3 protein-coding genes are annotated in these 14324 nt (G+C 46.0%); all 3 read left to right on the top strand.

All coding sequences use genetic code 11. The annotated features are described in order from the left end of the window. Nucleotides 1–7: 7 nt before the first annotated feature. The 3 genes from ACY650_RS09690 to ACY650_RS09680 are packed head-to-tail and all read left to right on the top strand — an operon-like array spanning nt 8 to nt 14324. Nucleotides 8–12076: a tail fiber domain-containing protein gene (locus tag ACY650_RS09690; RefSeq protein ID WP_462254174.1), complete on the top strand. Its 12069-nt coding sequence runs from the start codon at nt 8–10 to the stop codon at nt 12074–12076. After that, a complete protein-coding gene (locus ACY650_RS09685; RefSeq protein ID WP_462254172.1) occupies nt 12073–13290 on the top strand; it encodes a T9SS type B sorting domain-containing protein in 1218 nt (405 codons plus the stop codon). The genes ACY650_RS09690 and ACY650_RS09685 overlap by 4 nt, the downstream gene beginning before the upstream one ends. Then, the gene (locus ACY650_RS09680) at nt 13287–14324 is read left to right on the top strand and encodes a PorP/SprF family type IX secretion system membrane protein (protein ID WP_462254170.1); all 1038 of its coding nucleotides are present in this window, start codon (nt 13287–13289) and stop codon (nt 14322–14324) included. Before ACY650_RS09685 ends, ACY650_RS09680 begins: the two co-directional genes overlap by 4 nt.

The raw sequence follows: 14324 nt of genomic DNA, 5'->3' as shown, positions 1-14324 counted from the left end.
CCCCATCATGAAATACTTTAAGAGCGCAGCAATTGCTGCATTTGTCCTATCATGTGCTTATGTACAAGCTCAAGATAATTCAGTCGGAATCAATACCAACAGCCCCAATTCAAACGCTGTGTTGGAACTTGTGTCGCCCAATTCGGATCAAGGATTTCTTGTTCCTAGAATTACAACAGCACAAAGAGTTTCGATGGAACCATCATTAACCAATCAGGATGATGGACTAATGGTTTTTGATACAGATTTAAATCTGTTCTACTACTGGAACAACAATAATTGGAGCGCTGGACTTGGCGTCCTGAATATATTAGCTGCAGGTGGGGATCTGACAGGTAATTATCCTAATCCAACAATTAAACTTGGAGCAGTTGTAGAGAATAGAATTGGGGACTTAGCAGTTTCTACAGCTAAACTTCAAAATAGCAGTGTTACGACCGGAAAAATCAACAACGGAGCGGTAACTACTGACAAGATTGCCAATGAAGCCGTCACTGGAGAAAAATTGGAAGATGTAGGAATTACTCCAGGCACTTATGGCAATGAGTTTACTGTTCTTCAATTAACCGCAGATTCCAAAGGTCGAATTGTTGGAATAGTTGAAACTCCCATTCTAATTACTTCCGCGAATATTACTGACCTATCTATTCTCAATCAAGATATCGCGGATGGCACAATAACTATTTCAAAAATAGATTCTGAAGGAAACACAAATAAAGTATTAACAATAAATGGCAGTGGCCAAGTTGTATGGTCTGACAGATCTGAATTTACTTCTTCAGCCCTAGCTACGGACAACATTTACATTGGGAATGGAGCAGGAGTTGCTGAAGGCCTACCCGTAACCGGCGATGTGACAATTTCAAATAATGGCTCAGCTGCAGATGTTCAACTTAGATCAGGCGTTGTGACTTCCACTGAGATTCAAAATGGTGGAGTCGAAAGTGTTGACATTGCTAACGACGCAGTAACATCTGCAAAAATCAACAATGGCGATGTACAAACTATTGATTTAGCGAATGATGCTGTTACAAATGCTAAGCTAGCGGACAATTCGGTCAACACTGAAAACATTACTGACGGTCAAGTTCAAAACAATGACCTTGATAAAACGAACATTCCATTAAGTGGATTTGGAGATGCTGTAGCAGATGTTAGTTTGGGTAACAACAAGCTGATTAATGTTACTGACCCTTCATTAGCTCAAGATGCTGCTACAAAAAATTATGTAGACACTGAAATCGCAAGTGAAGCATCTGCACTACAGGCTGAATTAGATGCTACACAAGTAGGAGCTGGACTTGCTACAGACGGATCATACAATGCCAACACTGGAACCAACTACATCGACGCGGCCGGATCGCTCGATGCGGCTGATGACTTACTCGATGCGGCAATCGCTGGAGTACAAGCAGATGTAGATGGCAACGAAACAGACTCTGATAACGCTGATGCTGCATTACAAACTGAACTGGACGATACACAGACTGGAGCTGGGCTTGCTACAGACGGATCTTACAACGCTAACACAGGTACCAACTACATTGATGCAGCAGGTAGTTTAGATGCTGCTGATGACTTACTTGACGCAGCAGTTGCAGGAGTAGCAGCTGTGGGAGCTGGTTTACAAACTGAACTTGATGACACTCAAACTGGTGCTGGGCTTGCTACTGATGGATCGTATAACGCTAACACAGGTACCAACTACATCGATGCTGCTGGATCGCTTGATGCGGCCGATGACTTACTCGATGCGGCTATCGCTGGAGTACAAGCGGATGTAGATGGTAACGAGACAGACTCTGATAACGCTGATGCAGCATTACAAACAGAACTTGACGACACACAAACTGGTACTGGGCTTGCTACTGATGGATCATACAACGCTAACACAGGTACCAACTACATTGATGCAGCAGGTAGTTTAGATGCTGCTGATGACTTACTTGACGCAGCAGTTGCTGGAGTACAAGCGGATGTAGATGGTAACGAGACAGACTCTGATAACGCTGATGCAGCATTACAAACAGAACTTGACGACACGCAAACTGGTGCTGGGCTTGCTACTGATGGATCATACAACGCAAACACAGGTACCAACTACATCGATGCAGCAGGTAGTTTAGATGCTGCTGATGACTTACTTGACGCAGCAGTTGCAGGAGTAGCAGCTGTGGGAGCTGGTTTACAAACTGAACTTGATGACACACAGACTGGTGCTGGGCTTGCTACTGATGGATCATACAACGCAAACACAGGTACCAACTACATCGATGCAGCAGGTAGTTTAGATGCTGCTGATGACTTACTTGACGCAGCAGTTGCTGGAGTACAAGCGGATGTAGATGGTAACGAGACAGACTCTGATAACGCTGATGCTGCATTACAAACAGAACTGGATGACACACAGACTGGAGCTGGACTTGCTACTGACGGATCATACAACGCCAACACAGGTACCAACTACATCGACGCGGCAGGATCGCTTGATGCGGCCGATGACCTACTCGATGCAGCTATCGCTGGAGTGCAAGCAGATGTAGATGGTAATGAGACAGACTCTGATGCAGCCGATGCAGCTCTACAAACTGAACTTGACGACACACAAACTGGTGCAGGGCTTGCTGCAGACGGATCATACAATGCAAACACGGGTACCAACTACATCGACGCTGCAGGATCACTTGATGCAGCCGATGACTTACTTGACGCAGCAGTTGCAGGTGTAGCAGCTGTGGGAGCTGGTTTACAAACTGAACTGGATGATACTCAGACTGGAGCTGGACTTGCTGCTGATGGATCGTACAACGCTAACACTGGTACCAACTACATTGATGCAGCGGGTAGTCTGGATGCTGCTGATGACTTGCTCGATGCGGCAATCGCAGGAGTACAAGCAGATGTAGATGGCAACGAAACAGACTCTGATAACGCTGATGCAGCTCTACAAACTGAACTGGACGACACACAGACTGGAGCTGGGCTTGCTACAGACGGATCGTACAACGCAAACACAGGAACTAACTACATCGATGCGGCAGGTAGTCTGGATGCTGCTGATGACCTACTCGATGCGGCAATCGCTGGAGTACAAGCAGATGTAGATGGTAATGAGACAGACTCCGATAACGCTGATGCTGCATTACAAACTGAACTGGACGACACACAGACTGGAGCTGGGCTTGCTACAGACGGATCTTACAACGCTAACACAGGTACCAACTACATCGATGCTGCAGGATCACTTGATGCAGCCGATGACTTACTCGATGCAGCAGTTGCAGGAGTAGCAGCAGTGGGAGCTGGTTTACAAACTGAACTTGATGATACTCAGACTGGAGCTGGACTTGCTGCTGATGGATCGTACAACGCTAATACTGGTACCAACTACATTGATGCAGCGGGATCACTTGATGCGGCAGATGACTTACTCGATGCGGCAATCGCTGGAGTGCAAGCAGATGTAGATGGTAATGAGACAGACTCTGATAACGCTGATGCAGCTCTACAAACTGAACTGGATGACACACAAACTGGAGCTGGACTTGCTACAGACGGATCATACAATGCCAACACTGGTACCAACTACATCGATGCAGCAGGATCACTCGATGCAGCCGATGACCTACTTGACGCAGCAGTTGCTGGAGTACAAGCGGATGTAGATGGTAACGAGACAGACTCTGATAACGCTGATGCAGCTCTTCAAACTGAACTTGACGATACGCAAACTGGTGCTGGGCTTGCTACTGATGGATCATACAACGCCAACACAGGTACCAACTACATCGATGCAGCAGGATCACTCGATGCAGCTGATGACCTACTTGACGCAGCAGTTGCAGGAGTAGCAGCTGTGGGAGCTGGTTTACAAACTGAACTTGATGACACACAGACTGGTGCAGGGCTTGCTACTGATGGATCGTATAACGCTAACACAGGTACCAACTACATTGATGCAGCAGGTAGTTTAGATGCTGCTGATGACTTACTTGACGCAGCAGTTGCTGGAGTACAAGCGGATGTAGATGGTAACGAGACAGACTCTGATAACGCTGATGCAGCATTACAAACAGAACTTGACGACACACAAACTGGTGCTGGACTTGCAACAGACGGATCGTACAATGCAAACACAGGTACCAACTACATTGATGCAGCAGGTAGTTTAGATGCTGCTGATGACTTACTTGACGCAGCAGTTGCTGGAGTACAAGCGGATGTAGATGGTAACGAGACAGACTCTGATAACGCTGATGCAGCTCTTCAAACTGAACTTGACGATACGCAAACTGGTGCTGGACTTGCTACTGACGGATCATACAACGCTAACACAGGTACCAACTACATCGATGCAGCAGGATCGCTCGATGCGGCCGATGACCTACTTGACGCAGCAGTTGCTGGAGTAGCAGCAGTGGGAGCTGGTTTACAAACTGAACTTGATGACACACAGACTGGTGCAGGGCTTGCTACTGATGGATCATACAACGCAAACACAGGTACCAACTACATTGATGCAGCTGGATCGCTTGATGCTGCCGATGACTTACTCGATGCGGCTATCGCTGGAGTACAAGCGGATGTAGATGGTAACGAGACAGACTCTGATAACGCTGATGCAGCATTACAAACAGAACTTGACGACACACAAACTGGTGCTGGACTTGCAACAGACGGATCGTACAATGCAAACACAGGTACCAACTACATTGATGCAGCAGGTAGTTTAGATGCTGCTGATGACTTACTTGACGCAGCAGTTGCTGGAGTACAAGCGGATGTAGATGGTAACGAGACAGACTCTGATAACGCTGATGCAGCTCTTCAAACTGAACTTGACGATACGCAAACTGGTGCTGGGCTTGCTACTGATGGATCATACAACGCCAACACAGGTACCAACTACATCGATGCAGCAGGTAGTTTAGATGCTGCTGATGACTTACTTGACGCAGCAGTTGCAGGAGTAGCAGCTGTGGGAGCTGGTTTACAAACTGAACTTGATGACACTCAAACTGGTGCTGGGCTTGCTACTGATGGATCGTATAACGCTAACACAGGTACCAACTACATCGATGCTGCTGGATCGCTTGATGCGGCCGATGACTTACTCGATGCGGCTATCGCTGGAGTACAAGCGGATGTAGATGGTAACGAGACAGACTCTGATAACGCTGATGCAGCTCTACAAACAGAACTTGACGACACACAAACTGGTGCTGGACTTGCAACAGACGGATCGTACAATGCAAACACAGGTACCAACTACATTGATGCAGCAGGTAGTTTAGATGCTGCTGATGACTTACTTGACGCAGCAGTTGCTGGAGTACAAGCGGATGTAGATGGTAACGAGACAGACTCTGATAACGCTGATGCAGCATTACAAACAGAACTTGACGACACACAAACTGGTGCTGGGCTTGCTACTGATGGATCATACAACGCAAACACAGGTACCAACTACATCGATGCAGCAGGATCACTCGATGCAGCTGATGACTTACTTGACGCAGCAGTTGCTGGAGTAGCAGCTGTGGGAGCTGGTTTACAAACTGAACTTGATGACACACAGACTGGTGCAGGGCTTGCTACTGATGGATCATACAACGCTAACACAGGTACCAACTACATCGATGCTGCTGGATCGCTTGATGCTGCCGATGACTTACTTGACGCAGCAGTTGCTGGAGTACAAGCGGATGTAGATGGTAACGAGACAGACTCTGATAACGCTGATGCAGCTCTTCAAACTGAACTGGATGACACACAAACTGGTGCTGGGCTTGCTACTGATGGATCATACAACACAAACACAGGTACCAACTACATTGATGCAGCAGGTAGTTTAGATGCTGCTGATGACTTACTTGACGCAGCAGTTGCTGGAGTACAAGCGGATGTAGATGGCAACGAGACAGACTCTGATAACGCTGATGCAGCTCTTCAAACTGAACTTGACGATACGCAAACTGGTGCTGGGCTTGCTACTGATGGATCATACAACGCCAACACAGGTACCAACTACATCGATGCGGCTACTTCATTAGACAATGCCGATGACCTACTCGATGCAGCAATCAACACCGTTGCTACCAGCAACGCAGGGGTGCAGACAGAACTCGATGACACACAAACTGGTGCTGGGCTTGCTACTGACGGATCATACAACGCTAACACAGGTACCAACTACATCGACGCTGCGGGATCACTCGATGCGGCTGATGACTTACTTGATGCGGCAATCGCTGGGGTGCAAGCAGATGTAGATGGCAACGAGACAGACTCTGATGCTGCTGATGCGGCCATCCAATCAGAGCTAGATGCTTCGCAGACCGGGGCTGGACTTGCTGCTAATGGTGGATACACTACCAACACAGGTACTAACTACATCGATGCGGCTACTTCACTAGACAATGCCGATGATCTACTCGATGCGGCAATCAACACCGTTGCTACCAGCAACGCAGGGGTGCAGACAGAACTCGATGACACACAAACTGGTGCTGGGCTTGCTACTGACGGATCATACAACGCTAACACAGGCACCAACTACATCGACGCAGCCGGATCACTCGATGCGGCCGATGACTTACTCGATGCGGCTATCGCTGGAGTACAAGCAGATGTAGATGGCAACGAAACAGATTCTGATAACGCTGATGCGGCCATCCAATCGGAGCTAGATGCTTCGCAGACCGGGGCTGGACTTGCTGCTAATGGTGGATACACTACCAACACAGGTACTAACTACATCGATGCGGCTACTTCACTAGACAATGCCGATGACCTACTCGATGCGGCAATCAACACCGTTGCTACCAGCAACGCAGGGGTGCAGACAGAACTCGATGACACACAAACTGGTGCTGGGCTTGCTACTGATGGATCATACAACGCCAACACAGGTACCAACTACATCGATGCGGCTACTTCACTAGACAATGCCGATGACCTACTCGATGCAGCAATCAACACCGTTGCTACCAGCAACGCAGGGGTGCAGACAGAACTCGATGACACACAAACTGGTGCTGGGCTTGCTACTGACGGATCATACAACGCTAACACAGGTACCAACTACATCGACGCTGCGGGATCACTCGATGCGGCTGATGACTTACTTGATGCGGCAATCGCTGGGGTGCAAGCAGATGTAGATGGCAACGAGACAGACTCTGATGCTGCTGATGCGGCCATCCAATCAGAGCTAGATGCTTCGCAGACCGGGGCTGGACTTGCTGCTAATGGTGGATACACTACCAACACAGGTACTAACTACATCGATGCGGCTACTTCACTAGACAATGCCGATGATCTACTCGATGCGGCAATCAACACCGTTGCTACCAGCAACGCAGGGGTGCAGACAGAACTCGATGACACACAAACTGGTGCTGGGCTTGCTACTGACGGATCATACAACGCTAACACAGGCACCAACTACATCGACGCAGCCGGATCACTCGATGCGGCCGATGACTTACTCGATGCGGCTATCGCTGGAGTACAAGCAGATGTAGATGGCAACGAAACAGATTCTGATAACGCTGATGCGGCCATCCAATCGGAGCTAGATGCTTCGCAGACCGGGGCTGGACTTGCTGCTAATGGTGGATACACTACCAACACAGGTACTAACTACATCGATGCGGCTACTTCACTAGACAATGCCGATGACCTACTCGATGCGGCAATCAACACCGTTGCTACCAGCAACGCAGGGGTGCAGACAGAACTCGATGACACACAAACTGGTGCTGGGCTTGCTACTGACGGATCATACAACGCTAACACAGGCACCAACTACATCGACGCGGCAGGATCACTCGATGCGGCTGATGACTTACTCGATGCGGCTATCGCTGGAGTACAAGCAGATGTAGATGGTAATGAAACAGACTCTGATGCGGCTGATGCAGCTATCCAATCGGAACTCGATGCTTCGCAGAGCGGTGCAGGACTTGCTGCCAATGGTGGATACACTACCAACACAGGTACTAACTACATCGACGCGGCTACTTCACTTGACAATGCCGATGACCTACTCGATGCAGCAATCAACACCGTTGCTACCAGCAACGCAGGGGTGCAGACAGAACTCGATGACACACAAACTGGTGCTGGGCTTGCTACTGACGGATCATACAACGCTAACACAGGCACCAACTACATCGACGCTGCGGGATCACTCGATGCGGCCGATGACTTACTCGATGCGGCTATCGCTGGAGTACAAGCAGATGTAGATGGCAACGAAACAGATTCTGATAACGCTGATGCGGCCATCCAATCGGAGCTAGATGCTTCGCAGACCGGTGCAGGACTTGCTGCCAATGGTGGATACACTACCAACACAGGTACTAACTACATCGATGCGGCTACTTCACTAGACAATGCCGATGACCTACTCGATGCAGCAATCAACACCGTTGCTACCAGCAACGCAGGGGTGCAGACAGAACTCGATGACACACAAACTGGTGCTGGGCTTGCTACTGACGGATCATACAACGCTAACACAGGTACTAACTACATCGACGCAGCCGGATCACTCGATGCGGCTGATGACTTACTTGATGCGGCTATCGCTGGAGTACAAGCAGATGTAGATGGTAATGAAACAGACTCTGATGCTGCTGATGCGGCCATCCAATCGGAACTCGATGCTTCGCAGACCGGTGCAGGACTTGCTGCTAATGGTGGATACACTACCAACACAGGTACTAACTACATCGATGCGGCTACTTCACTAGACAATGCCGATGACCTACTCGATGCAGCAATCAACACCGTTGCTACCAGCAACGCAGGGGTGCAGACAGAACTCGATGACACACAAACTGGTGCTGGGCTTGCTACTGACGGATCATACAACGCTAACACAGGCACCAACTACATCGACGCGGCGGGATCACTCGATGCGGCCGATGACTTACTCGATGCAGCTATCGCTGGAGTACAAGCAGATGTAGATGGCAACGAAACAGATTCTGATAACGCTGATGCGGCCATCCAATCAGAACTCGATGCTTCGCAGACCGGTGCAGGACTTGCTGCCAATGGTGGATACACTACCAACACAGGTACTAACTACATCGATGCGGCTACTTCACTAGACAATGCCGATGATCTACTCGATGCGGCAATCAACACCGTTGCTACCAGCAACGCAGGGGTGCAGACAGAACTCGATGACACACAAACTGGTGCTGGGCTTGCTACTGACGGATCATACAACGCTAACACAGGTACCAACTACATCGACGCTGCGGGATCACTCGATGCGGCCGATGACTTACTCGATGCGGCTATCGCTGGAGTACAAGCAGATGTAGATGGCAACGAAACAGATTCTGATAACGCTGATGCGGCCATCCAATCGGAGCTAGATGCTTCGCAGACCGGTGCAGGACTTGCTGCCAATGGTGGATACACTACCAACACAGGTACTAACTACATCGATGCGGCTACTTCACTAGACAATGCCGATGATCTACTCGATGCGGCAATCAACACCGTTGCTACCAGCAACGCAGGGGTGCAGACAGAACTCGATGACACACAAACTGGTGCTGGGCTTGCTACTGACGGATCATACAACGCTAACACAGGTACCAACTACATCGACGCTGCGGGATCACTCGATGCGGCCGATGACTTACTCGATGCGGCTATCGCTGGAGTACAAGCAGATGTAGATGGCAACGAAACAGATTCTGATAACGCTGATGCGGCCATCCAATCGGAGCTAGATGCTTCGCAGACCGGTGCAGGACTTGCTGCCAATGGTGGATACACTACCAACACAGGTACTAACTACATCGATGCGGCTACTTCACTTGACAATGCCGATGACCTACTCGATGCAGCAATCGCTGGTATTCAAACTGATATTACAAATAACTATGTTGCCAATGGAGATAATGTATCAACATTAACTAATGACGCTGGTTATTTAACCGCTGTGACTAGCGCCAATATCACAGATGATGAAATCGTAAATGCCGATATCAACGCTACGGCTAACATTGCTGCTTCTAAACTACAGTCTACTGTGATGGTAGAAAGTGAAAACGTAAGCTTGCTTAACAATGACGCTGGTTATTTAACCGCTGTGACTAGCGCCAATATCACAGATGATGAAATCGTTGACGCTGACATCAACGCTACGGCTAACATTGCAGCTTCTAAACTTCAATCTACTGTTGTGGTTGCTGGAGAAGGAAACGCACAGCTGACTAATGATGCAAACTACATTGCATCTGGAGCAAATGTTTCTACGCTGACTAACGATGCTGGATACTTAACTGCTGTTACGAGTGCTAACATTACTAATGATGAAATTGTAGATGCAGATATTAATTCTGCAGCAGCTATCTCAGCTTCTAAACTACAATCTACTGTGATGGTGGAAAGTGAAAACGTAAGCTTGCTTAACAATGACGCTGGTTATTTAACCGCTGTGACTAGCGCCAATATCACAGATGATGAAATCGTTGACGCTGACATCAACGCTACGGCTAACATTGCTGCCTCTAAACTTCAATCTACTGTTGTGGTTGCTGGAGAAGGAAACGCACAGCTGACTAATGATGCAAACTACATTGCATCTGGAGCAAATGTTTCTACGCTGACTAACGATGCTGGATACTTAACTGCTGTTACGAGTGCTAACATTACTAATGATGAAATTGTAGATGCAGATATTAATTCTGCAGCAGCTATCTCAGCTTCTAAACTACAATCTACTGTGATGGTGGAAAGTGAGAATGTAAGCTTGCTTAACAATGACGCTGGATACCTAACTGCTGTGACTAGCGCCAATATCACAGATGATGAAATCGTAAATGCCGATATCAACGCTACGGCTAACATTGCTGCTTCTAAACTACAGTCTACTGTGATGGTAGAAAGTGAAAACGTAAGCTTGCTTAACAATGACGCTGGTTATTTAACCGCTGTGACTAGCGCCAATATCACAGATGATGAAATCGTTGACGCTGACATCAACGCTACGGCTAACATTGCAGCTTCTAAACTTCAATCTACTGTTGTGGTTGCTGGAGAAGGAAACGCACAGCTGACTAATGATGCAAACTACATTGCATCTGGAGCAAATGTTTCTACGCTGACTAATGATGCTGGATACTTAACTGCTGTTACGAGTGCTAACATTACTAATGATGAAATTGTAGATGCAGATATTAATTCTGCAGCAGCTATCTCAGCTTCTAAACTACAATCTACTGTGATGGTGGAAAGTGAGAATGTAAGCTTGCTTAACAATGACGCTGGATACCTAACTGCTGTGACTAGTACGAATATCACTGATGATGAAATCGTAAATGCCGATATCAACGCTACGGCTAACATTGCTGCTTCTAAACTACAGTCTACTGTGATGGTAGAAAGTGAAAACGTAAGCTTACTTAACAATGACGTTGGTTATTTAACCGCTGTTACTAGCGCCAATATCACAGATGATGAAATTGTCAATGCCGATATCAACGCTGCGGCGGCTATCGCTGGAACTAAAATTTCTCCAAATTTTGGAACACAGAACATTTCAACTTCAGGAACATTGGGAGCAGGTGCAACTACTGTTACATCACTCCAAGTTACCTCATTAGGAAACGGGCCTGTTTCTATTATAAATGGCGATGGGACTGTTTCTTCATCTGATAGAAGATTGAAAGAAAATATTTCACTGCTTCAAAACACGCTCAGTAAATTAGACGAATTGGGTGGGTATAACTACAACTATAAAGCTGACAATGAGAAGAAAAAGCAAATAGGTGTAATCGCTCAAGAGCTAGAGGAAGTGTTCCCGGAATTAGTTTCAATAGATGATCGAGGTTATAAAATGGTTAATTATCAAGGATTAATACCCGTTCTTATAGAGGCAATTAAAGAACAACAACTTGTGATTAATTCTCTGAATGATAAAGTAGCTAGTCAAGAGGCGAAGCTTTCAGAGCTAGCTACTGATAACAAGGAAATGAAGAGTGATCTTGATTTAATCAAGAAAATGTTAATGGGCGATAAAACTGTTAAAAACGAGAACGAATGAGAAAGCTTATACATGTAATAGGGCTAGCTCCATTCTTAGCTCTGGGACAACTTTACATTCCATCAAATGGATTGGTCCATATTGCGAATGGGGCCAATCTAGAAGTTGGTGGTGACCTTGATAATAATGGTGTTATCCAAAATAGAGGAACATTATCACTCTATGGTGACTGGATAAACAATGCCAACTTTAATGGACTTGAAGGTAGACTTCAGTTTTTAGGTGGATCTGAACAAGTGGTGGGACCGCCACAATTAACTGTTAGCGAGTTGGTAATTAATCAGGGAGGTGAAGTTTCTTTTCCTGGAGATCAATATATCGTGCTAGATAGATTGGAATTCCAATTTGGTAAAATAAAGCCTGGACCTGATACTAGATTTGTCTTAGAACCTGATGCTAAAGTTTTTGGTGGATCCAATCTTTCTTATTTCGATGGAACACTTATAGCTAAAGGAAGTGGAATCAAAACCTTCCCTATCGGATCAGAAGGGCTGTTCGCACCTATAACTCTTTTAAGTGTCTTCGGTTTGAATACCGAAATTGCTGCTGGATTTGTTAGAGGAAATTCGGTAGATCCTGTTCCTGGAGATAGCCTTTTAGGAGTATCTCACAGAGGATTATGGGAATTAGAACTCTTAAATGGAGCCACAGATGCTACAAAACTCGAATTGGAATTCAGCGAAGAAGATCTTACTGATTTTCGTGTTCCTAACAATATCAGACATAGAGTAAATGCACCAGTTATAGCATATGCAACTGATCCAGCTGGCATCTATCGATCATTAGGCGTAGAATCTATAACCGATTCGGACTCTGTGACTTTCGGCACAATTGTAAGTGAATTGCCAATTAGACCAACTATTGGTGAAAAACTCTATGTGGCAGTAGGACTAGCTCCACGTATCCCCAATGAAGGATTATACTTTATACCTGAGGCATTTTCACCACAAGCAAGTGATCCGGATAACGCCACCTTCAAAATATTTGGTCAAAAAATTTCTGAAGAAGGATTTGATCTTCAGATCTACAATAGACTTGGTGTAGTGGTTTATTCTACCAACTCTTTCGAAGAAGCCAATCAAAATGGATGGAATGGAGATAACCAAAGAACCGGTGCGGAAGAGCCTGCAGGTGTTTATTACTATACTATTAAGTTTCAATTTGATACCGGTCTTCCTGTTCAAGAGAAAGGCGCATTCTATTTAGTGAAATGAAAAAGTTTACCACCATACTGCTAATAATACTCTCATTCAAAGTGATGAGCCAGGATGCACAATTCTCCCAGTATTATGCGGCGTCATTGTATTTGAATCCTGCATTCAGTGGGATCTATAATGATCCTTCATTCCATATGAATCACAAAAGACAATTGCAAAGCGTCGATGTTATTAACGAGCTAACTCAGGTTTCATTTATTTTTCCTATTAAACCAAAAGGTAGCTTAGAGCAGTCTCTGGGTGGTGTGGGCCTCATGGCTTTCAATGAGAAAAGTGGTTTCCAAGGTATTTATCAACGAAATTCAATATTTCTAAACTACGCCCACAACCTTAAGTTTGGCCTACTCACCTCCTATTTAATATCAATTGGGGTTCAGGCAGGTTATGAGATGAGAAAATTGAATTTTAGTAGACTACAATGGGGGTCTCAATACAATTCATTCTATGGCTTTGATGATTCGTTACCTGTACCTGTCACAGAATTTGATGATCAGCAACAGAATCCTGTAGTGAATGCTGGAATTATGTATTACTACAATCCAGAAAGAAACTATTTACTCCATAAATACAGTGCATTCGTTGGCGTATCTGCTACCAATTTGAATAGACCTAACACCTCTTTCACAATTGACTCTGAAAACACGCCACCTATTTTGATCAAATATAATGGCGGCATTGAGTTCAAGTTTAAAAAACTATTCGTAACGCCTAGCCTTCTATACTTATATCTAAGACAAAACCAACAATTTAATGCTGGTTTGAATATGGCATATGTTCCTAATTCAGATAGGTATAGAGCTAGAGGCTCTCAACTTCTCTTCGGTGCCTGGTACAGGCTGAGAGACTCTTTCATTTTTATGGGAGGTGTTAAAGTCCAATCATTAACTGTGAGAGTGAGCTACGATATGAATAGTACTTTATTTGTTCCTGAAAAGGGAGTAGATCTTGCACAAAATTCGTTTGAGATTTCGATTCAATACTCCCTTTCCAAAAACGTTGGAAATAGAAAAATTTCTAACCCGTTATTCTAA

It is taken from the genome of Ekhidna sp. (genome assembly GCF_963691765.1).
Taxonomy (GTDB): Bacteria; Bacteroidota; Bacteroidia; order Cytophagales; family Cyclobacteriaceae; genus Ekhidna.
The sequence above is the reverse complement of the archived record's forward strand: the minus strand, read 5'-3'. Positions and strand labels throughout refer to the sequence as shown.